Origin of the sequence: Campylobacter sp. BCW_6889 (assembly GCF_001762535.1) — a bacterium.
Classification (GTDB): domain Bacteria; phylum Campylobacterota; class Campylobacteria; order Campylobacterales; family Campylobacteraceae; genus Campylobacter_D; species Campylobacter_D jejuni.
Genome location: NZ_MJWZ01000023.1, coordinates 1 through 23,056 on the forward strand (window position 1 = coordinate 1; position 23,056 = coordinate 23,056).

At 30.8% G+C, this 23,056-nt stretch carries 21 protein-coding genes and 3 tRNA genes; 2 read left to right on the forward strand and 22 right to left on the reverse strand.

Annotation, left to right across the window (positions count from 1 at the left end):
• Positions 1–5: 5 nt before the first annotated feature.
• The 6 genes from AJ939_RS01810 to secA form a co-directional block, all read right to left on the reverse strand.
• Positions 6–82, reverse strand: a tRNA-Asp gene (locus AJ939_RS01810).
• Between the two features lie 51 nt (positions 83–133).
• A tRNA-Val gene (locus tag AJ939_RS01815) sits at positions 134–209 on the reverse strand.
• A gap of 7 nt (positions 210–216) precedes the next feature.
• A tRNA-Lys gene (locus tag AJ939_RS01820) sits at positions 217–292 on the reverse strand.
• 61 nt (positions 293–353) lie between these two features.
• Positions 354–1,139: an amino acid ABC transporter permease gene (locus AJ939_RS01825; RefSeq protein ID WP_044794404.1), complete on the reverse strand. Its 786-nt coding sequence runs from the start codon at positions 1,137–1,139 to the stop codon at positions 354–356.
• 22 nt (positions 1,140–1,161) lie between these two features.
• On the reverse strand, positions 1,162–2,367 hold the full coding sequence (locus AJ939_RS01830) for an ABC transporter permease (RefSeq protein ID WP_070233136.1): 1,206 nt from the start codon (positions 2,365–2,367) through the stop codon (positions 1,162–1,164).
• Positions 2,364–4,952, reverse strand: coding sequence for a preprotein translocase subunit SecA (gene secA, locus AJ939_RS01835; protein ID WP_070233134.1), 2,589 nt, complete (start codon positions 4,950–4,952; stop codon positions 2,364–2,366). Before secA ends, AJ939_RS01830 begins: the two co-directional genes overlap by 4 nt.
• A gap of 100 nt (positions 4,953–5,052) precedes the next feature.
• Here secA and lolA point away from each other — a divergent pair, with 100 nt between their 5' ends.
• Entirely contained in the window at positions 5,053–5,562 is a 510-nt protein-coding gene (gene lolA / locus AJ939_RS01840) for a LolA-like outer membrane lipoprotein chaperone (RefSeq protein ID WP_002871477.1), read from the forward strand.
• Here lolA and AJ939_RS01845 read toward each other — a convergent pair.
• The gene (locus AJ939_RS01845; protein ID WP_070233129.1) at positions 5,559–6,293 is read right to left on the reverse strand and encodes a hypothetical protein; all 735 of its coding nucleotides are present in this window, start codon (positions 6,291–6,293) and stop codon (positions 5,559–5,561) included. The genes lolA and AJ939_RS01845 overlap by 4 nt on opposite strands.
• A 9-nt stretch (positions 6,294–6,302) precedes the next feature.
• Complete coding sequence (gene pif1, locus AJ939_RS01850; RefSeq protein ID WP_070233127.1) at positions 6,303–7,646, reverse strand: ATP-dependent DNA helicase Pif1; 1,344 nt, start codon at positions 7,644–7,646, stop codon at positions 6,303–6,305.
• A 48-nt stretch (positions 7,647–7,694) separates the two neighbouring features.
• On the opposite strand from pif1, the gene AJ939_RS01855 reads away from it, so the two are divergent.
• Positions 7,695–9,041: an SH3 domain-containing C40 family peptidase gene (locus AJ939_RS01855; RefSeq protein WP_070233125.1), complete on the forward strand. Its 1,347-nt coding sequence runs from the start codon at positions 7,695–7,697 to the stop codon at positions 9,039–9,041.
• An 11-nt stretch (positions 9,042–9,052) separates the two neighbouring features.
• Here the strand turns inward: AJ939_RS01855 and AJ939_RS01860 are convergent, their stop codons facing one another.
• The 14 genes from AJ939_RS01860 to rpmH all read right to left on the reverse strand — a co-directional run bounded on the left by AJ939_RS01860 (position 9,053) and on the right by rpmH (position 23,037).
• The gene (locus AJ939_RS01860) at positions 9,053–9,925 is read right to left on the reverse strand and encodes an N-carbamoylputrescine amidohydrolase (RefSeq protein WP_002871473.1); all 873 of its coding nucleotides are present in this window, start codon (positions 9,923–9,925) and stop codon (positions 9,053–9,055) included.
• Complete coding sequence (locus AJ939_RS01865) at positions 9,922–10,809, reverse strand: cation diffusion facilitator family transporter (RefSeq protein ID WP_002853697.1); 888 nt, start codon at positions 10,807–10,809, stop codon at positions 9,922–9,924. Before AJ939_RS01865 ends, AJ939_RS01860 begins: the two co-directional genes overlap by 4 nt.
• Positions 10,806–11,783 (reverse strand): agamatine deiminase, encoded by a 978-nt coding sequence (locus AJ939_RS01870; RefSeq protein WP_002861700.1) that lies wholly within the window; start codon positions 11,781–11,783, stop codon positions 10,806–10,808. Before AJ939_RS01870 ends, AJ939_RS01865 begins: the two co-directional genes overlap by 4 nt.
• 98 nt (positions 11,784–11,881) lie before the next feature.
• On the reverse strand, positions 11,882–12,316 hold the full coding sequence (locus AJ939_RS01875) for an META domain-containing protein (protein ID WP_002871471.1): 435 nt from the start codon (positions 12,314–12,316) through the stop codon (positions 11,882–11,884).
• Positions 12,317–12,325: 9 nt separating this feature from the next.
• On the reverse strand, positions 12,326–13,918 hold the full coding sequence (locus AJ939_RS01880) for a methyl-accepting chemotaxis protein (protein ID WP_002861702.1): 1,593 nt from the start codon (positions 13,916–13,918) through the stop codon (positions 12,326–12,328).
• Between the two features lie 98 nt (positions 13,919–14,016).
• The gene (gene purH, locus AJ939_RS01885; RefSeq protein ID WP_070233122.1) at positions 14,017–15,549 is read right to left on the reverse strand and encodes a bifunctional phosphoribosylaminoimidazolecarboxamide formyltransferase/IMP cyclohydrolase; all 1,533 of its coding nucleotides are present in this window, start codon (positions 15,547–15,549) and stop codon (positions 14,017–14,019) included.
• Between the two features lie 2 nt (positions 15,550–15,551).
• Positions 15,552–16,322, reverse strand: coding sequence for a DnaJ domain-containing protein (locus AJ939_RS01890; protein WP_002892960.1), 771 nt, complete (start codon positions 16,320–16,322; stop codon positions 15,552–15,554).
• Complete coding sequence (purL, locus tag AJ939_RS01895; protein ID WP_070233120.1) at positions 16,319–18,505, reverse strand: phosphoribosylformylglycinamidine synthase subunit PurL; 2,187 nt, start codon at positions 18,503–18,505, stop codon at positions 16,319–16,321. The genes AJ939_RS01890 and purL overlap by 4 nt, the downstream gene beginning before the upstream one ends.
• A gap of 10 nt (positions 18,506–18,515) precedes the next feature.
• Entirely contained in the window at positions 18,516–19,844 is a 1,329-nt protein-coding gene (gene mnmE / locus AJ939_RS01900; protein ID WP_002881663.1) for a tRNA uridine-5-carboxymethylaminomethyl(34) synthesis GTPase MnmE, read from the reverse strand.
• Complete coding sequence (locus AJ939_RS01905) at positions 19,837–20,655, reverse strand: Jag N-terminal domain-containing protein (protein WP_070210211.1); 819 nt, start codon at positions 20,653–20,655, stop codon at positions 19,837–19,839. Before AJ939_RS01905 ends, mnmE begins: the two co-directional genes overlap by 8 nt.
• 3 nt (positions 20,656–20,658) lie before the next feature.
• Positions 20,659–22,245 carry a membrane protein insertase YidC gene (gene yidC / locus AJ939_RS01910; RefSeq protein WP_002861707.1) on the reverse strand — a complete coding sequence of 529 codons (1,587 nt, stop codon included), beginning with the start codon at positions 22,243–22,245 and terminating at the stop codon, positions 20,659–20,661.
• The gene (gene yidD, locus AJ939_RS01915) at positions 22,242–22,583 is read right to left on the reverse strand and encodes a membrane protein insertion efficiency factor YidD (protein ID WP_002865962.1); all 342 of its coding nucleotides are present in this window, start codon (positions 22,581–22,583) and stop codon (positions 22,242–22,244) included. Before yidD ends, yidC begins: the two co-directional genes overlap by 4 nt.
• Entirely contained in the window at positions 22,580–22,906 is a 327-nt protein-coding gene (gene rnpA, locus AJ939_RS01920) for a ribonuclease P protein component (RefSeq protein WP_002853349.1), read from the reverse strand. The genes yidD and rnpA overlap by 4 nt, the downstream gene beginning before the upstream one ends.
• Complete coding sequence (rpmH, locus tag AJ939_RS01925) at positions 22,903–23,037, reverse strand: 50S ribosomal protein L34 (RefSeq protein WP_002776864.1); 135 nt, start codon at positions 23,035–23,037, stop codon at positions 22,903–22,905. The genes rnpA and rpmH overlap by 4 nt, the downstream gene beginning before the upstream one ends.
• Positions 23,038–23,056: the final 19 nt, after the last annotated feature.

Below are 23,056 nucleotides of genomic sequence, written 5' to 3' on the forward strand. Positions count from 1 at the left end.
CAAGATGGCGCAGCGGACGGGGCTCGAACCCGCGACCTCCGCCGTGACAGGGCGGCATTCTAACCAGCTGAACTACCGCTGCATCCAAAGTAAAGAAGTAGAGATTATAAAACCTATTTATGATTTTATAAAATGGTGGTCACTATAAGACTCGAACTTATGACATCCACCTTGTAAGGGTGGCGCTCTACCAACTGAGCTAAGCGACCTTTATAATGGTGTCCCGTGTTGGATTCGAACCAACGGCCCCCTCCTTAAAAGGGAGATGCTCTACCGGCTGAGCTAACGAGACATTTTCTGAAATAAAAATGTGATTATGCCAAAATTAGCTCTATTTGTCAAGCTTTTTTAAATCATTTTTGGCATTTTCTCTCCAAATAACGAGAAAATATACTTATAGGTAAAGTCAAAACAAGATATGTAATAGCCAAAATTACATAAGCTTCAAGAGTAGCAAAAGTATAAGAATTTATCTCTTGTGCACTTTGGGTTAATTCATTTACAGCAATAACGCTTAATAATGAACTATCTTTAATTAAATTTGCAAATTGTCCACTCAGCGGTGCTAAAATATTTTTTAAAGCTTGGGGAAAAATTACATACGCAAAAACCTGCATCTCTTTTAACCCTAAAGCCCTAGCGCTCTCAAGCTGAGATATAGAAATACTTAAAATTCCAGCTCTAAATATTTCAGCTAAGTAAGCAGCAGAAAAACATGATAAAATAATAACTCCAGCCACATATCGATTATCAAGTCCTAAATTATTTGCAACGATATAATATATCAATAATACCTGCACTAGTAAAGGGGTTCCTCTGATAAGCTCTATGTAAAATATAGATAAAAATCTTAAAAAAACAATTGAACTTAAAGAAAAAGCACAAAAAACTCCACCCAAAATTATACTCAGTAATAAAGAAAAAAAACTGATTATTAAGGTATTTAAAAAACCTTGAAGAAATTTTTCTTTATAGGTCGCAATTGCACTAAAATCAAAATGATAAGCACTTATACTAAAACTACAATAACAAAACAATATTAAAAATAAAATCAAAAGAATTAAATTAGTGATTATTTTTGACTTTGATAGAGGTTTTAAAGGTTTAAAATTCTTATTTTTTTGGATAAACAAAGACAATAAAAATCTCCAAAATTACAATTTATTCATTTCTTAAAGTATCTAAAATGTTAATTTGAGTTGCTTTTTTTGCAGGATAAAAAGACGATAAAGCTATGATTATTAAAGCACCTATAATGGTTAAAGAAAAATCCATTAAAGACAAATCAAGTGGTAATTTACTGGTTCCATAAACATCAGCAGGTAAAGTTACAATATCAAAATTTCCTAAAAGCCATAAAGCAAAAAATGCAAGCATCACACCCACTATCATACCACCGCCGCCAATAAGCATGCCTAAGGCAAAAAAACTCTTTTTTACCTCATTTTTGCTTGCACCTAGGGCAAGTAAAAGTGCTATTTCACTGCGACGATTCATTACTATCATCAATAAAGAACTTACTATATTTAAACTTGCAACCAAAATAATAAGCATCAACACTATAAAAAGCGCTCTTTTCTCAAGCTCTAAGGCTGAAAAGAAATTTTTATTTTGTTCCCACCAGCCTACTACAGCATAATCGTCTTTTAAATAAGATTTAATTTTTTCAACATCCTTAAAAGCATTATCACTATATACATGAACTCCATCATAATTTGGATTTTTAGGCATTCCAAGTACTTTTTTCAATGCATCAACATCTGTGTACATATAAGCTTTATCATAAAATGCAAGCCCTGAAGTAAAACGCGCTTTAACATCAAAACGTTTAGTTTGTGGTACTAAAGAAAATCCACTAGGATTAAGATTTGAAAAAATAAGTGAAAGTTTGTCATTTTTATGCAAACCAAATTCATCAATAAGTGCTGATCCTACAAGTATATCAAAACCACTTAAATTCTCATCCTTTAAAGCTTTAGCAACCACTTCGTTTATTTTTTTTTCATCATTAAAATTAACGCCAAAAAGCACACCACCTTCAAAACGATTATCCCCCTTTATAACAACTTGAGTACTTATATAAGGGCTAAATAACAAATTTGGAAATGTTTTTCTTAACTCATCTATAAATTCATCATTTACAGGAGCGTAAAATTTAGGCAAAATAGTAATAGGATAATTCATCACAAAAAAGCGTTTTTCAAATTCTTTATCAAAACCATTCATAATTGCCATAGCTACAAGCAAAACACAAAGTCCTACGCAAACTCCTAAAAAGGCCAAAAGCATAGAAAGATTGATAAAGGGTTGTTCTTTATCAAATCTTAAATATTTAAAAAGTAAATATTTTAAAACGCTTTTATTCAAGCTAAAATTCCTTGCTTAGGACCACTTTTTCCATGGCATTCTTTAAATTTTTTTCCACTTCCGCAAGGACAAGGAGCATTGCGTGGAACTTTTTTAAACTCAGCTTCGCCAAGATTATCTTCGCTTGCACCCATTTCTACTGAGCTTTGAAGTAGCTTTTCATTTTCTTCATTGGCTTTATTTTCTAAATTTTGTACCTCTTCTTGATTAAATTGCACACTAAAAAGTAGTTTAATACTATCAAATTTAATACGATTAACTAGCTCCAAGAAAAGATTATAACTTTCTTTCTTATATTCCACAAGAGGATCTTTTTGATTGTATCCGCGAAGTCCTATTCCTGTTTTTAAAATATCCATTTGATACAAATGCTCTCTCCAAGCATTATCCAAAACTTGCAAATATAAAATACGCTCTATATTACGCAATTCTTTAATCTCAAGTCTTGACATCTTTTCATTATAAGAATTTTCAAGAATTTGACTTAGCTTGTCTTGCATTTCAATGACGCTTAAATTTTCAAAATCTTTTTCACTAATCTGAGTTGAACACTCATATAAAATTTTTGCTTTCAAATTTTCAAAATTTACATTAGAACCGCTTTCATCAAGCATATAATCATTCATTACATTTGTGCTATATTCAGCGATATTTTGAGAAATTTTAGCTCTAATATCATAGTTTTCATCTAAAAGCTCATTACGATAACGATAAATAGTTTTTCTTTGTTCATTTGCTACATCATCATATTCTAACAAATGCTTTCTGCTTTCAAAATGTAAGCTTTCTACTTTTTTTTGCGCATTTTCAACCGCTCTTGTAACGATTCTTGACTCTATGCTTTCGCCCTCTTCTATACCTAAGCGATCCATAATGCTTTTAATACGATCCCCACCAAAAATTCTTAAAAGATTATCTTCTAAACTTAGATAAAAACGACTTATTCCAGGATCGCCCTGCCTTCCTGCACGACCACGAAGTTGATTATCAATACGGCGGCTTTCATGTCTTTCTGTACCTATAATATAAAGCCCACCCAAAGCCCTAATCTCATCATCGATTTTTATATCCACACCACGACCTGCCATATTTGTAGCGATAGTTACGGCACCTTTTTTACCTGCATCTTGGATAATCAAAGCTTCTTGTTCGTGATTTTTAGCATTTAAAACATGATGAGGGATTTTCTCTTTTACAAGCATATTGTGAAAAACTTCACTGCGTTCTATACTTGCGGTTCCTACAAGCACAGGCTGACCTTTAGCATTGGCTTTTTTAATCTCTTCAATTACGGCTTTAAATTTTTCATTTTGAGTTTTATAGATAAGATCATCTTTATCTTGTCTTTTAATAGGAATATTTGTCGGTATAGAAATAACATCTAAACTATAAATTTGAGAAAATTCAGTCGCTTCTGTTTGTGCAGTTCCTGTCATACCTGCGAGTTTATTGTACATTCTAAAATAATTTTGAAAAGTAATATCTGCTAGAGTTTGGCTTTCTTCTTGAATTTTTACATTTTCTTTAGCTTCTAAAGCTTGATGCAATCCTTCACTAAAACGACGTCCTTCGCTTAAACGCCCTGTAAATTCATCAACGATGATAACTTCATTATTTCTTAAAACATAATGCACATCTTTTTCAAAAAGATTATGTGCCTTTAAAGCTTGATCAAGCTGATGTGCTAAGATAGCATTATCAAGACTGTATAAATTTTCTACACCAAAAAGTTTTTCAGCCTTAGCAATACCTGCTTCGGTAATCAAAACACTACGATTTTTCTCATCTACCACAAAATCACCCTCAGGTTTTGCAGGAGGTAAAACTACTTCGCCTTTTTGCATTTGCTTAGCTACTTCATTGGCTTTAATATAACCATCTAAAGTGCGATTTGTAGGGCCGCTGATGATAAGCGGAGTTCTTGCCTCATCAATTAAAATACTATCTACTTCATCTACAATAACAAAATTATGCTCTCTTTGAACTTTTTCAACTTTTGAAAATTTCATATTATCACGCAAATAATCAAAACCAAACTCATTATTGGTTCCATAAGTAATATCGCAATCATAAGCTTGCTTGTGCTCTATGTCACTATTTTGAGAAGAAAGAATCACACCTACGCTAAAACCTAAAAAATTATAAATCGCACTCATTTGCTCAGCATCTCTTTTGGCTAGATAATCATTCACTGTAACGACATGTACGCCTTTGCCACTCATGGCATTTAAAACAACAGGCAAGGTCGCTACAAGGGTTTTACCTTCTCCTGTTTTCATTTCTGCGATTTTTCCATCGTGTAAAACCATACCACCGATTAACTGCACATCAAAATGACGCATATTTAAAGTTCTCTTACCTGTCTCTCTGACTATAGCAAAAACATCATTTAAGATATCATTTTCGTTTTTTTCTCCGCTTAAAATTTGCTCTTTAAATTTTGCAAATTCGGCTTTTAATTCATCATCGCTTAAATTTTGATATTTGCCTTCTAAAGCATTGATTTGTGCTACACGCTTGAAGTATTTTTTAACTTCACGATCATTTTTTGTTCCAAAAACGGCTTTTAAGGTATTTAAAAACATTTTTAAACCTTTATAAATTTTTCAAACTATCATTATAACGATTATTTAATTAAAATTAGCTAGAATGATATAAAAAATATAATTTTTTTAAGGAAAATAAATGAAAAAAACATTCTTGATATTTTTTATTTTTATAGGACAACTTTTTGCCCTTGATCTTAATTTTAATACCTTTTCAAGCGATTTTATCCAAATAGTAAAATCCAAAAACTCTACACTTTCTTATTCTGGACATTTTATACTGAGTAAAGATCAAGCATATTGGAGTTATGATACTCCTAGTAAAAAAGAGATTTATATTAACAAAAATCAAGTAACCATAATAGAGCACGATCTAGAGCAAGTCATTTTCTCTCATCTTGATAACATTCCAAATCTTAATGAAATTTTCAAAAAAGCAAGTCTTATAGATAAAGATAAACTTGTAGCAAAATATGATAATATAAATTATACAATTAAACTCAATCAAGAGCAAATTCAAAGCATATCCTATAAAGATGAATTTGAAAATGATGTTATAATCAATCTAAACAATCAAATTAAAAATCCAAAAATTAATTCCGATGTTTTTAAGGCAAAAATTCCGCAAAATTATGACATAGTTCGCTAATTTTGCGTTGTATTTTCATCAAGCTTTATATCATAACCTGTTTGTGGTAAATGATAAGGCTTGCTTGCGTTATTTTCTTTGAATATTTGTGGAGGATTGGCGATTAAATCTCTTTTAATTTTTTCTTCTATATCTGGAGTCATTTTAGGTGTATTTAAATTATCTATATTGATTTCTCCATTGTCATTTTTATTTTCTTCATCTGAATCTTTGAAAAGCTGTTCAACTTGTTTGACTTCTAAATTTGGAACACTAGGAGTTGAGATCTTTTCAACACTAGGAACTTGAGTTTTAGGAGCTTCTAAGTTTTCAAGTGCTTTTTTTACCTCGCTGCCCATACCCTTCTCTTTAGCCTCAGTGCTTTCTAAAAAGCGTTTAAACTCCTCTAAATCAAATTTTTCCACTCCGCTTAAAGATATGATATATATATCATCTAATTTAATCTTATATTTCTTATCTAAAAATTTTTCTAAAGTCTTTTTAAAATTATTTTTTCCAATTTCTGTAAAAATATCTTCGTAAAAAAATCCTGAAATTACTGTATTTACAGCATCAATTAACTTATTTTCATTTTCTTTTAAATTATTCCCATCAAATTCCAAAGAAATTTCAACTTTTTTAAGAACATTTGTCCCACTTTTAGAATACAAATCTGTTCTTATGTTATCTATTTCAAGATTTTGAGCATTTAAACTCAAAACCAAAAAAACACTTAAAAATATTTTTTTCATTTAATGCCTTTAAATGATTTGTTCTTGTATTTCAAGATCTAAAAAATTATGTTTTTTATAAAATTCGATCACATTAGAATCTATTTTTAAAATATTAGCAAAATAAAATCCAAAATTTATCTTTTTTGTAGAATAAATTTTTAAAGTATTTGGGTTTGTAGCGCGAGAAAGAGCGACATAAAGCTGTCCATTTTCAAAAATATGATCAATATCACACACTAATTTTTCAATGCTCATACCTTGTGATTTGTGTATAGTAATAGCATAAGCTAATTTAATAGGAAACTGTGTAACACTTGCGAGAATATTAACAACAAAATCTTTACCTGATTGCTCAAGTTCTTCCATGAAAAAAGTATAAGGTTCAAGTAAAATTTTCATCCCATTATTTTTAATAATGCTAATATAAATTTTCTCCTCTTCATAAAGAATATCTTCTATAATGCCTTGCTCTCCATTATAATAATTCTTATCCCAATTATTTACACAAAAAATAATACGAGCGCCTATTTTAATATTTAATTCTTCCAATATATTTAAGCTTCTAATCCAAGAATCAAGCTCTTCATCTTTTATTCTCTTATCTTCTTTTTTAACCTGAGCTTTAAAGCATACAAGCGGGGTCTCAAGTTTGCTTAATTTTTCTTGATTAATATTGTTTACTTTTTTATTGATACCACAAAGTAAAGTATAATCATCTTCTAAATTTTCTAATTCTTTATAATCAATTCGCAAAGATTCAAAAAAGCTTAAAATTTTTTCATCTAAAAAACCTTGTCTAATCAAAGATAAATGGTTATAAAATTCCATATTTTGCGTTCTTTTAGGTTGAGAAAGTTTAACATTCTTAAAATTTAAATCTTGCCAAAAAAATGAAGAAAAAGCATAATAAGAATGGTTAAATAAAGTTTCCTTTTTTTCTTTAACTACGGGAGGCAATTGAAAAAAATCTCCTACAACTAAAATTTTTCCATTAAATTGAGAATTTTTAAGTCTAAAACCTATCATTTCAAAAACACTTGCACTAACCATGGAAATTTCATCGATAATAATAAGCTCAATCGTTTTTAAAAGTTCTTTAAGTTTTGTTAATTTTTCTTTTTGTTTTTGATTGCGATCCAATGCACTTAATTTCATCATATCATCACAATACCCTAAACAAAAAAAGCTGTGTAAAGTAACACCGCCTATATTAAACGCCGATAGAGCACTAGAACCAAGAGCTATGGCTAATTTTTTTTGTTTTCTATAAGATTTGATAAGCTCATTTGTCAAAAAGCTTTTACCAACTCCAGCACCACCACTTAAAAAAACATTATCATAAGCTAAAATTTTTTCTAGTTTATCAAGCATTATATTTCCTTGGCTTTAATTATAACTATTTTTTCTAAAAGGTTGATTATGAAATCTTGTTTATATTTTACTTTTATAGTGCTATTTTTAACAGCTTGTTCAACAAAAAATTTAACTTCACTTCATCATGAAAATTTAGAACAAAAAAATGAAAATCAACATTATGCAAAACTTGAATACGAACAAAATGTAAGCATTTTACCACAATTTGCTTACGATATTAATTTTGATGCAAAACGATATAAAAAATATTTCTTTAACCCTTGGCATGATTCGTTTAAAAATTACAAAGGACAAAATATTTTTTGGTCCTTTCCTTTATATTTAAATTCAAAAAATACTTATTATTTTTTCAATAAACAAATTATTCCACTTTCATGGTTTAAAAACGCTATAAATAATGCAAATATCCAAGAATTCGGTAAACTTAATCAAAAAGCTTTAATTATCCAAAATACAATCATTAAAAATCTTCCAACCCAAAGAGCTATCTTAAAAAATCCTTTTTTTGAAAATGAAGGAATTCCTTTTGACTATGCAAGCGATGGCATTTTAAATGCTGGAACCCCTGTCTTAATTTCACATTTTAGTAAAGATAAGCGTTATGCTTTTGTTTTAGGTGAAGCTGGATTTGGATTTGTTGAAAGTAAAAATTTGGAATTTTTCTCAAACGATAGAGCGAAAATCTATGAAAATCTCAACTTTATCACACCACTAAAAGAAAAATTTCCTATCTATAGCGAGGATGGTAAATTTTTCTTTGAAAGTAGAATTGGCGCTATTTATCCTTGCTACAAAGAAGATAAAAACTATTTTTATGGAAAAATAGGTTCTAAAAAATATAAAATTTCTAAAAAAGATGTATCTAAATTTCCTTTACAATTCAATGATAAAAATTTAAAAAATCAACTTTCACAAGTTTTAAATTTGCCTTATGGCTGGGGCGGTTATAATTTTGAAAGAGATTGTTCTTTACTAACTCGTGATATCTTTTCAGCTTTTGGACTTTATCTACCAAGAAATTCAGTTGCACAAAAAAATTCTTTTAATCATTTTGATATAAGCACTCTTAGCAATTCTCAAAAAAAAGATTTTTTAAACCGCTTTGGGAAAGCTTATCTTAGTTTACTTTATTTACCTGGACATATTATGCTTTATGCAGGACAAATTACAGATAATAATATTGCCATACATAATATATGGGGCTTAAGAAAAGATACAACCCAAAGACTTCTCATAAGTTCTAGCGTCATCACTTCTTTAGAAATAGGAAAAAATGAAATTTTAGAAGATAATTTGCTTTTATCAAGACTTAAAGAAATAAGTTTTATAAATTTAAACGAACAAGAAAAAGAGCAAATAAAAAGCTATCTTGAAAATATACAAAACAAATAAGATTTATTGATTTAATCAATAAATCTTTTAGTTAAATCTGCAAAATATTCTATGCGTCTATCTCGCAAAAAAGGCCACCAACGACGCACATTTTCACTTCTTTTTTTATCTATTTCTATGATTTTTACACATTCGTTTTGAGAATCTAAAAGACAAAGTTCTTCACCTTGAGGGCCAAAAACAAAAGAATTTCCCCAAAATCTAATGCCCTCTTCTACCCCACTTACATCTTTTTCAAAACCTACTCTATTGATAGCTACTACATATAAACCATTAGCTATAGCATGTCCTTTTTGAACACCAAGCCAAGCATTGAGCTGCCTTTGTTTTTCTTCATCTTCATCCTTATCAAACCAACCAATTGCCGTGGGATAAATAAGAATCTCAGCTCCTTTTAAAGCCATAATTCTTGCTGCTTCAGGATACCACTGATCCCAACAAATAAGCACTCCAAGCTTACCTAAACTTGTATTTATAGGTTCAAAACCCAAATCTCCAGGAGTAAAATAAAATTTTTCATAAAAACAAGGATCATCAGGTATGTGCATTTTGCGATATTTACCTGCTATAGAACCATCTTTTTCAAAAACCACTGCAGTATTATGATAAAGTCCGGCACTTCGTTTTTCAAATAATGAAGTAATAAGCACTATTTGATTTTTTCTAGCTATATTTGCCCAAAATTTCACATCTTTTTCATAATCATTAGCATAGTCAAAAAAATCCACATTTTCACTTTGACAAAAATACTCACTTTGATGAAGCTCTCCTAAACAAATAAGCTCAGCTCCTTGTTTAGAGGCTTCTTCTATAAATTCGCAAGTTTTTTTTATAGTTTGTTCTTTGTTTGAGTGAAATTTTTGTTGTATTAAAGCGATTTTCATTGTCTTTGCCTTTCTTGTTCTGCATCATCATAAGGATCTAAATGAATTTGTATATCCCATTTTTCATTTTCAAACATCTTACGCACACCTTCTTCTATTTCATCTGAAATTTTATGCGCATTTAAAAGCGAAATTATAGGGCAAAAAACCAAATGCACGCTTAAATAATTACAACTTGGAGTTTTACGCGTCTTTAATTCATGATAGGAAATTATTTCAGGATTATTAGAAATCAAAGTACAAATTTTATCCACTTGTTCCTTAGGTAAAGCCTCATCCATTAAAAAAGCCAAAGCTTTTTTAATGATTTTAAAAGCAGAAAATGCCGTATAAAGACTGATCACTATCCCAAAAATAGCATCAATAATATGTAAATTTGTAAAATAAATCAAAACCAAAGCCCCTAAAGTACAAGCATTGGTTAAGCAATCTGTTTTGTAATGCAAAGCATCACTTTCTATAATCAAACTTTTGGTTTTTTTAGCTACATAATTTAAAAAAAGCACAAGAAAAAAAGTCATAATTAAAGCAAAAATCATCACATAGATGCTTGAATTTAAATCTTTAATTTCTTCTTTATAATAAATCTTTAAAATACTCTCATAAAAAATAAAAATCCCCACGCCAACTATAAAAACACCTTCTAACAAACCCATTAAAGCTTCAATTTTAGAAAAACCAAAATTATAATTTTCATTCGCCTTTTGTGAGCTTTTTTTAAGAGCTAAAAAATTAAAAGCAGAAATAGCAAAATCCATTAAAGAATCAATCGCACTTGAAAGCACTGCAACAGAACCACTTGTTAAGCCTACTATAAATTTAACCAGGGCTAAAACAATAGCACATAAACTTGCTACAAGAGTTGCTTTTTTTTGCAAACTCATCTTAAACCTTTGAAACGATTTTGACAAGAACAATGCAAAGAACCGTTTTGTCGTAAAAACACTCTTGCATCTACTCCTATAATTTTATGATTGGGTAAAGCTTTAGAAAGTCTTTTAGTTATGATTTCATCATTTTTATCCTTATAAAAAGGCACAATTAAAGCATTATTTATAAAAACAAAATTCGCATAAGTCGCCCCCAATCTTCTTCCTTTATAGTATAAAGGCTTAGGTATAGGAAGTTCTACTAAATCAAAGCCTGTTTTTTTAAGCTCTTCTTTCATTTTTTGCAAAGGCAAATAATGCTCATCCTCTTCATCTTCACAAACACAATGTGCTATGGTATTTTTATCTATAAATCTTGCTAAGGTATCGATATGATGATCTGTATCATCACCTTTTATGAAACCATTTTCTAGCCAAATAATTTGTTTTAAACCAAAAATTTCTTTTAATTTTATATCAATTTGGGTTTTGTTTAGATGAGAATTTCTATTTTCATTTAAAAGACAATGAGAGCTTGTAAGCATCACACCCTCTCCATTAAAGTCAATACTTCCTCCTTCTAAAACAAAATCCACCTTTTTAAGCCCCTCTTTAAATTTTTCTTTAAAAAGCTTAGAATTTACAGCATTATCAAGCTCACTTTGAAATTTATTTCCCCAAGCATTAAAAGTAAAATCAAGAGCCTTTAAACGATTATTTTCTACTATATCTATAGCTCCAAAATCACGTATCCAAGTATCATTTGTATCACATTTAAAAAACTCAACATTTTTTATATCTTTAAAATTTTCAAAATCACTCTGTTTAGGAGCTATAAGTAAAACTTTTTGAAATTCACTTACCACTTTTACAAATTCTTTATAACTTTGCAAAATTTCCTCTAAATATGGACTCCAATCGCTTTTTTCATGAGGTAAAGAAAGCATGAGGTATTCTTGCTCACTCCATTCAGGAATTGATTTTATCATTTAACTACCTTTTTTGATAATAAAATTATAATTGTATCATTTTTTGGAATTTTGTCAAATTTAAGAAGATTGCCTCGATATTTCGAGGCTTTAGTGTATTATTTAAAAAAGATTTTCATTTCATCATTACTTAAAACAAGTTTTCCATTTTCATTTGAAATTTTAAAAGTTCCTTTGAAATTTGAAAGGAAAGAATTTTCAAAATCCATTACATCCATTGGATGACAAAGCATTTGAGTTGAAGCTACGCGATCACCTTCGATTTGCAAAGTATCTGCCTTAGTTTGGTAAGAACCAAAAAAACGATTACATCCTGAATAACCATAAAATTTATTATTTTCAAAACTAATATTTGGACTTTCCTCTGCGTTTTTTGGATCAAAAGTTTTACCATTAACTATAATTTTTTCTATTTTGAAAAGCTGGTTTTGCACAAGTTCATTATTACCTTTAGAAGTAGATGAAGTAACAGAAGTACTAGCACAACCCGCAAAAAAAGTTGCAGCTAAAGCAATTTGAAGCGTTTTTTTCATTTTATTCCTTTAAATTTGAAATTGGTTAAGTTCGCTTTCGAGATTATGACACACTATTTTTAACTCATCTGCAACTTGAAGCAGAATTTTAGAAATTTCTTCATTCTTTTCACTTACTTCGACATTTTTTTGCATACGAGAAAGTAAATTTTGTATATTCTCTTGGGAAATTTTTATTTTTTCAGTACATTGAGTTACCAAAGCCCTAGCATCTTCGTTGCATAATTTAACCTCATTAGCATCATCAACCAATAAAGTGGTGTCATCATTTAAAGCTTGTATACTTTGAGCATTTTTCTTTAATTCTGCGCTAACCTCATTAATACTTTGCAAAAGCTCTTTTGTAATTTGAGCTACATTTCCCAAAAATTCTTCACTGTTCTGAGCCAACTGCCTAACATCCTCAGCAATTACAGAAAAACCTCGTCCAAATGCACCAGCCCTAGCTGCTTCTATGCCAGCATTTAGGGATAGTAAATTGGTTTTATCTGCAATCTCATCCATCATTTGAGTTGCTTTTTGTATATTACCTGCTTGATTAACCATGTTTTCAACTTTTTTAGCCAATTCATTTTCATTTTGAGATACTGTTGATACTTTATTAGCAACATTAAACAAAGATTTAAGCATTTGCTCTAATAATAAAAAGGATTTTTCATTGGCACTATTTGCCTTATTTGACAAACTAGCAAGTTCTCCAAGTTCATTGCCAACATTTGCACCAAGTTTAAAACTTTGATCTATTTGCTTATGACTTTGTGAACTGATATCACTTAAAGAAATAGCATTTGAATTTAAAAGATTGCTTTGTTTTTCTACATTTTTTGAATTATGACTTGCACCGCTAACTGCCTTGTGAGTTTTTTCGATAAATTGATTGATATATCCACAAGCTAAAGCAATTTCATCTTGACCTTTAACTGAAATACGAGCTTTTAAATTGCCACTTCCTTGAGCTAATTCTTTAGCATGATTTAAAAGCTCTAAAACAGGCTTTCCAACAACAACTTTAAGCATTAAAAGAACCACACAAAGGGTAAAAATCAAAGCAATAGTAAATATTATAATATAAGATTGACTGGTTTTACTTATATCTTTTTGAACACCTTCTAAAGAATGCGATATATCCATAACCCCTATCACGCTCCCTACATTAGCATTTGCATGACAAGCAACACAACTTTCATCTGCAATCAAAGGGCGTATCAATCTTAAATGCACAACACCATTTACATTTTCTTCTAAAGCTTGAATTTTAGGATTTGAAAATTGTTCTATAATACGCTTATCATTTGAAATTTGAGGAGCTTTCATCTCAAAAAGATCTATAGTATCTTTTGAAGGATAAATTTTAATATCACTAATACCCTCTATACTTTTTGCATCTTCAATGGCTTCTTTAATTTTTTCAGGATCTCCTAAATTCATAGCCATTCTCATTGTTTGAAAAACAGAAGTACTTACGGTATCTAAATTTGCCCTGCTCATTTTATTGGCAGTATTTTTAAAGTCCAAATTTAAAATCACTTGCATTACAATAAAACTTATAAGCAACACCACAAAAATTGCAGCAGAAACCTTAAATCCTATAGTTTTAAACATCATAGTTTCCTAAAAATAAAATTTTTCGGAAATATTTTACACATAATTTATTTAATTTTTATTGAATTATGTGTAAAAAACATAACATTCCATTAAACTTAATGTAAAAAATGTCTTACGCCTGTGAAATAAAGCGCCATACCATACTCATCAGCCGCCTTTACCACTTCATCATCTCTTATGCTTCCGCCTGGTTCTACTATAGCTTTAACCCCTACTTTACTTGCTTCATCTATGCTATCTCTAAAAGGAAAAAAGGCTTCACTTGCTAAAACGCAACCTTGCAAATCAAGTCCCATTTCTTTAGCTTTAGCGATTGCTGCCTTTGCTGCATCGATTCTACTTGTCATACCCATACCTATAGCCACCATAGCGCCATTTTTTACATAAACAACATTGTTTGATTTGGTAAATGCTGCTATTTTCATAGCGATTTCAAGATCTTTTAATTCTTCCTTACTTGCCTCTCTTTGACTCATAAGCTTTGCATTTTTAAGCTCATCTTCGCCTACTTCATCGCTGTTTTGATATACAAAACCCCCATCAATATGTTTAAAATCATATTTATCAAAACTGCGGATTAAAGACGGACTTTCTTGAGTGAAAATTTTAATGCGTTTTTTACCTTCAAACACGGTTAAAGCTTTTTCATCTACATTGGCTGCAATGATTACTTCTACATAAATTTCATTGATTTTATTTGCTAAAGCCTCATCAAGAGTTCCATTGATTGCAACCACTCCTCCATAAGCACTGACGCTATCGCATTTTAAAGCATGTATATAGCTTTGTACTAAATTTTCTTTTATAGCAAAACCGCAAGGATTTCCATGTTTTACTATAGCAATAGCTGGAGCTTTATCGAAACTACTAGCCAAATTTAAAGCTGCGTTAATATCGGTTAGATTGTTAAAACTTGCTTCGCCTTTAAGGGCTTTGAAATTTGCGCTAAAAAAGGCATCAAACTCGTATAAAGCCCCTTTTTGATGTGGATTTTCTCCATATTTTGTATCAAATACTTTTTGTCCTACTATAAATTTGCTCGCTCCAAAACCTCCGTTAAAGCGTTCATTCATATAATTTGCAATATAAGCATCGTAATTTGCTGTATGCTCATAAGCTTTTATCATCAAATTTAAACGAAAATTCTCATCATTTTGACCTTTTTTTAAAGTCTCAATCACTTTTTCATAATCAAGTGGATCGCAAAGCACCATCACATCTTTATAGTTCTTTGCTGCACTTCTTATCATCGCAGGTCCGCCTATGTCGATATTTTCTATAATTTCGTCAAAATCATCGCTCATAATGGTAGTTTTTTTAAAAGGATATAAATTTACACAAACTAGTTCAATGCCTAAAATTTCATTTTCTTTTGCTTGTTTGATATGATTTTCATCGCTTCTTTTATGCAAAATCCCACCGTGAATCTTAGGGTGCAAAGTCTTCACACGCCCTTCAAAAAGCTCAGGACTCTTTGTAAAATCACTCACTTCTATAACTTTTATTCCATTTTCTTTTAAAAGCTTAAAAGTCCCGCCTGTTGAAAGAATCTCAAAACCTAAATTTTCAAGCTCTTTGCCAAATTCTACTATACCTTCTTTATCACTCACACTAAGTAATGCTCTCATTTTTACCTTTCTAAATGTTTTTTAACTTTTTCATAAGCTTCGTTGATTTTTTGAAATTTCTCTACGCCGATTTTAAGCTCTTCTTCGCTGACATTGTTTGCGTTTAAAATATCAGGATGGTATTTTTTTGCTAAATTGCGGTATTGTTTTTTTACCGCATTTAAATCTGCATTATTTGGAAGTTCTAAAATAGCAAAAGCTTCATCAAGACTTAATTCTTTTTTAGAACTTTTTAAATTTGAAAGACTTGCAATAAAAGCATCTAATTCGCTTTTTGCTATATCAAAGGCTTTAGCGATTTGCTCTAAAATTTCACGCTTTTTAGCATTAAAATCTGCATCGATTAAAGCCATAAAAACAAGCACACGCAAGACATTAAAACGCTCATTTTTAGGTAAAGGCACTTCTTTTAAAAAATCTTTTGCCACATAAAAAGCATCGCTTAAATTTTCTTTATGTTCGTTAAAACTTGCTTTTAAAAAAGCTCTTTCTTTTTCATCTTTGGCATTTGCATCTAAAAGATCTTTGATCATTTCAGCTTCATTTTCACTTACTCTGCCATCGCTTTTTGCAATTTTTGCCAAAAGTGCGATAACATAGTAATTCATACGCCTTTTAAACTCATCCATTCTTTCTTCCATAACCCCACGAGCAAAACCCTTAGCAAAGCCTTTAGCTCCTCTTGTAGCTGAATTTAAAAAATCCTGTTTTCCCCAAGTTTTATAATACCAGTAAAACACCAAAACAACGAGTATAATTAAAACTAAAGTCATTGGATTTGCTCTTTAAAACTTTCAAAATAAAGCTTATCAAGTTCAGCCTTGCTTAACTCAATGCTATCAAGTTTAAAATGTTTTTGGCTTGTACTCACACCTAATTTATAAGCTTTTACTCCAAATTCTTTAGCTAAATTTAAAAAAGCTTCTTCATTTTCTTTACTAAGCCCTACTATAGCACGACTTGCACTCTCATCAAAAATCATTTTTTCATCATCAAAATCACTTGTTAAATTTGCACCCACACTAGAAATAGCAAACATTTTTGCCAAAGTCATAGCAATACCCCCTATTCCTACGCTATTGGCACACTCAAGTAAAGAATTTTGATTGGCTTTATAAAGCAAATCCCAAAGTGCAAGTTCAGCTTTATAATCAAGCTCTTTAAGACTTCCTGATACTTTTTTATCTTGGATTTTCATTACCATAGATCCGCCAAATTCTCCTAAACTTTCACCCAAAAGATAAACGCTTAAATTTTCTTTTTCAAAACTAGCTTTTAAGGTTTTATTTGCATCTTCTAAAACCCCTACGCTTACTATAGTAGGACTTGGATAAATACTTACGCCTTCAGTTTCATTATAAAGTGAAACATTGCCGCTTACTACTGGGGTATTTAACTCTTTACAAGCTTCTTTAATACCTTTGCAACCTTGTGCGAATTGCCACATCACTTCAGGATTTTGCGGATTTCCATAATTTAAACAATCACTTATTGCCAAAGGCTTAGCTCCTGTGCAAGCAACCTTTCTTCCTGCAGAAGCTACTGCTAAAGCTGCTCCTATTTTAGGATTTACATAATTTAAGCGTGAATTACATTCTATAGCCATAGCCACACTTGCACCATTTTCTTTGATACGAATAACACTAGCACCTAATTTTCCATCAGCTTTTATAGTATTGGTTTGCACGCTTGAATCAAATTGATCATAAATAAAAGCTTTATTATTAATATTTTCATTTTGAAGCATTTGTATAAAAAGCTCTTGAACGCTTGATTTTAACTCAAATTTATAGTCTTTAATTTCACTTAAATATTTTGGCTCGCTTGTAGGGCGACTTAAAATCGGCGCTTTCTCACTTAAAGGCTCGATAGGAATAAGCCCTACAAGCTCATCATGCCAAAAAAGCTCCATTTTTCCTGTATTGGTAACTTCACCCATAACCACAGCATCTAAATCCCATTTTTTGAAAATTTCTATAACCTTATCTTCATAGCCTTTTTTCGCACAAATAAGCATTCTTTCTTGAGATTCGCTAAGCATTAACTCATAAGGAGTCATACCGCTTTCACGCATAGGAGTTTTATCTAAGTAAAGTTTCATGCCACTGCCACTTCTTCCTGCCATTTCAAAAGAACTTGAAGTAAGCCCTGCAGCACCCATATCTTGAATACCCACAATATAATCGGTTTTAAAAAGCTCTAAACAAGCCTCCATAAGAAGTTTTTCACTGAAAGGATCGCCAATTTGCACTGTAGGACGCAAAGATTTGCTTTCTTCATTGAAGCTATCACTTGCCATAACCGCTCCACCAAGTCCATCACGCCCTGTTTTTGAACCCACATAAATCACAGGATTTCCTACACCTTCAGCCTTAGCATAAAAGATATCTTCACTTTTACAAACCCCTAAAGCAAAGGCATTAACTAAGATATTTCCATTAAAACACTCATCAAAAGCACATTCTCCACCTATAGTTGGCACACCCATGCAATTTCCATAATGAGAAATTCCATTTACCACACCTTTAACAAGGTATTTTTGATGTTTGCCGCATTTTTCATCATGAATATTGCCAAATTTTAAAGAATTTAGCCCTGCAACCACTCTTGCACCCATAGTAAAGACATCACGTAAAATTCCCCCTACTCCTGTAGCCGCACCCGCAAAAGGTTCAATAAAGCTAGGATGATTGTGACTTTCCACTTTAAAAACTGCTGCCATACCTTGCCCGATATCAATAACCCCTGCGTTTTCTCCTGGGCCTTGAATCACCCAAGGTGCTTTAGTTGGAAAACCACTAAGATATTTTTTACTGGATTTATAAGAGCAATGCTCACTCCACATCGCAGAAATAACCCCAAGTTCTAACAGATTTGGTTCTCGCCCTAAAATTTCTAAAATTTGTGCATATTCTTCATCGCTGATTTTATGTGCTTTTATGGTTTCTTTATCCATTTTTATCCTTTCATTTTCCTAAACAAAAATTACCAAACATTTCGTCTAAAATTTCATCTCTTTGAAAATCTTTAGTAAATCTTGCAAGTTCATTAATAGCTAAATTAAGTTCAAAAGCAAAAAGTTCTAAAGAACTTTCCTCTAAAAGTCCTTTAGCTCTAAAAATCGCTTCGCTTGAAATTTTACAAGCATTAATAAGATCTAAAGAACTTACCATAATACCTTCGCTATCAAAAGAATTAAGATAATTTTGCAATTCTTCTTTTAACAAAGCGATGTCTTTTTGAGCACTAAGCTTGATAAAATTTTTATTTTGAGTATTTTTGAAAACATTTTCTAAATCACTTTTATTTAAAATCCAAAAGATTTTTTTATCAGTATTTGCTAATAAGTCAAAAATTTTCTCATCTTCTTTATCTTGTACTCTTGAAGCATCAAAGACTGCCAAAATAATATCTGCATCTTCTAAACTTTTTTTACTTAAAGCTACGCCGATTTGTTCTATAGCATCTTTACTTTCTCTAATACCCGCTGTATCTATAATGCGCAATAAATGCGTTCCTAGTTTAAAGCTCTCTTCTATAGTATCACGAGTAGTTCCCGCTATATCTGAAACAATAGCTCTTTCATAAGAAAGCAAGGCATTTAAAAGCGAGGATTTGCCTACATTTGGCTTACCTACAATAGCGATTTTAAAACCTTCTATAAGTCCTTTTCTGCTTTGAGAAAGTGTATAAACTTCTTTTAAAATTTTAGAATTTTCTTCACACATAGTAGAAATTTGTTGTAATAAATCAGAAGGTAAATCATCATCAGCATAATCAATACTAGTTTCTACAAAAGCTAAAGTTTTCACCAAATCTGTGCGAATTTTTTCTAAAAGTTCTCCTAGATTTCCCTGCATGTTGCGTGCTATAATTTTAGCTGCAAGCGCAGATTTTGAAAGTATGAGATCTTGTATATTTAAGGCTTTTAAAGGAGTCATTTTGCCATTTAAACACGCTCTTTTGCTAAATTCTCCCGCTAAAGCAAGTCTTGCCCCTAAACTCACAAGTTCTTCGAGTAAAACTTCACTCACGCTAAATCCTCCATGAGTTTGAAACTCTACTATATCTTCACCTGTAAAACTATAAGGAGCTTTAAAATATATCATTATAGCTTCATCGATGATTTCATTGTTTTGATTAAAAAGTTTTGTAAAAGTAGCATGGCGGGGGGTGAGTTTGGTTTTGTGGCTAAGCTTTAAGGCAAATTCTAAAGCTCTTTCACCGCTTAATCTTACAATAGAAATCGAACCCACGCCATGAGCTGTGGCAATAGCCGCTATAGTATCACTCATCTTTTTTGAAAAAGTCGTTTATTACAACAAATCTTTGATCATTATTTTGCTTAATTCCTACATACTTATCTGGAAATTCAGCTCTTAACTGCTCTAAAGCGATTTTTATCAAAACCCCATCTAAAGGTTTGGTTTGTCCGCGTCCATGAATTTTAATTTTTTCAATCACGCTTTGTAAATAAAGCTGCATACCTTGAATTTGATTTTCTAAAAATTGAGCGATCTCAAGGCGCACTAAAAGATTATATTTTAAATTGATCCAATTATGCAAAAGATAAGAAATAGCCTTGTAACGATGTGCTTCTTTGCCTATCATCAAAGCAGCATCTTCCCCATCCAATCGAATCAAAACACAATCTTCATCATACATTCTAAGTTCACTAAGCTCTATTTTAAACTGGGAGCTTTCTAAAAGTTTTACAAGCTGAATACGAATCTCATCTAAAATATCCTGAGTATTACGCACTCCTTTGCTTTCTCGATGAAAACTATCAAAAATTTCATCACTTTTTACTATGTATTTTTCTTTTTGACTTTTATTTTTTTCATTTTTTATTTCAATCTTGTTTTCTTGTTTTGGCTCATGTGTTTCTGGTTTGTGATTTTTTGAACTTGTAAATTCTTTTTTAGGATTTTTTTTCAAAATCCTTTTTTTTGCTTTAGCCTCTATAATTGCCTTTTTTCTTCCAAATCCAAAAAAACCTTTTCTTGGATGCTGAATAATCTCATATTCTAAGTCCATCACAGAACATTCTAAACTTCTTGAAGCTTCTGTTAAGGCACTTTGAAGATCAATGGCTTCGATTTTCATTTTTCATGCTCCACTTGTTTTTTTGTGATGTTCTTTAGCAAATATTTTATTGATAACCCATTGTTGAACCAAAGAACAAAGATTATTTGCAAACCAATAAAGCGTAAGTCCTGCTGGGAAAGTGATAAAGAAAAAAGTAAAAATCACTGGTAAAAATTTCATAATCTTAGCTTGCATAGGATCTTGTATAGTCATAGGTGTGATAAGTTGTTGTAAAAACATCGTTGCACCCATTAAAATAGGCAAAATAAAATAAGGATCCATTACCGATAAATCATGTATCCAAAACGCCCAAGGAGCTGCTTTTAGCTCAATAGCATTAAGCAAAACGCGATAAATAGCAAAGAAAATAGGAATTTGTAAAAGTATAGGCAAACAACCACTCATAGGATTTGCACCATGTTTTTTATAAAGCTCCATCATGTGCATATTCATTTTTTGTGGATCGCCTTTATAACGCTCTCTAATATCTTTCATTTTAGGAGCAAGATCTTTAAGTTTATTCATAGAAATCATAGATTTATAAGTTAGTGGGAATAAAATAATACGCACAATTAAAGTCATCACAACGATAGCCCAACCCCAATTTCCTATATACTGATGTAAGAAATTCAAAAACTCAAACATAGGCTTAGCAATAAAAGTAAACCAACCATATTCAACAACTGCTTCAAGGCGTGGATCTATACTTCTTAAAATCACATGTTCTTTAGAACCTATATAACCCCCTGCTTTAAATTCATTATCACTATAAGCAAAAACTATAGGGTTTTTATTAGCATCCTTGCTGATTGCCACATTTAAAGGTTTATCAAAATTATAAAAGAAAGTTGCATAGTATCTATCAAAAGCCGAAGTCATTACGACATTATTAGCACTTTCATCCTTCTCTACATCTCCATCTTTATAAGTTTCGATGGTTTCTTTATTATCCATTACCAAAGCACCATGAACTGTATAACTATCTACGGCAATATTTGGACGATATCCTGGACTTATAAAATAATTTGCATTTTTGCTGAGTTTAACTTCTATCTCATAATTTCCTTTTGGATAAAAAGTAATATCTTTTTCGATTTTCAATCCGGAAAGATTTTGAGTGAGTTTTAAAACTTGACTTCCATTTTCATCAACAAAAAGATTGCTAGAGTTAGCAATATAAGGAAATTTAAAAGCCTCTGAGTTAATACTTGGATCACTAAAACGCATTTCTAAAGGATAAGGACTATTTTCCTTGCTAACAAGATTTATAAATTCCCCTTTCTCATTTTGGTATTTTTTATCTTTTAAATAAAAAGCAGAAATTCTACCAAAAGAGTCAATTTGTGCTTCAAAATGTTTGCTTTGAACCTTAGATATCACACTATCTTGCGAAACTAAAGCCGCACTTGGAGTATTTGTGGTGGTATTTTGTATATTAGGAGTGTTATTTATGCTTGTGTTTTGTTGATTTTGTTGTGTAATGTTTTGTTCTATTTTTAAAGGTTGCTTTGGAATGAAAAAATAATCATAAACAACAAAAAATAAAAAAGAAATCACAACAGCCAAAAGTATACGCTTTTGCTGAAAAATATTATTTGAATTATTCACTGATTTGTCCTTTTAAAGATGATTTTTATAAGATAAAAACTTTTATTTTTATAAGGTATGTATAAAAAACAAAGTTGTTTTTTTGCTAAAAATATAGGCTTAAAACATAAATTCATAGGATAAAAATTTTTAGAAACTCTAGGATAATCAAATCCCCCTTTAAAAAAAGGGTTACATCTTAAAATTCTAAAAAAAGTAGAAAAAAAAGCTAGAAAAAAATTCTTTTTTTGAAACTGCCAAAGTGCATACTCAGAACAACTAGGATAATACCTACAAGCAGCGGGTTTTAAAGGGCTTAAGAATTTCTGATAAAAACGGAGTATTTTTAGGCATATCATTTGAAACATTCTAGTTTTTTCAATCCCCATTTTAGATTTTTTTCTAACCTAGAAAAAGAAAGTTCAGTGATTTCATTTTTAGCTACAAAAATATATTTGCCATCTTGAAGATATCTTTCAAACTTAGCAAACAAAGCCCTTAAAATTCGTTTTGAACGATTTCTAACCACTGCTTTTCCAACTTTTTTACTAGCAACAACTGCTATTTTTTTTTCATAACTATTCAGATAAAAAATGATCACACCTTCGCAATGCCATTTTTTACCTACTTTATATACAGATGAAAATTCCTCGTTTGTGCTAAATTTATCAAAATTTTTCACACAGCAAGTCTTTTTCTACCTTTAGCGCGTCTTGCATTGATCACCTTGCGACCATTTTTAGTTTTCATACGAACACGGAAACCATGAGTGCGTTTTCTTGGAGTGCCATGCGGCTGATAAGTTCTTTTCATTTGATTTTTCCTTAAAAAA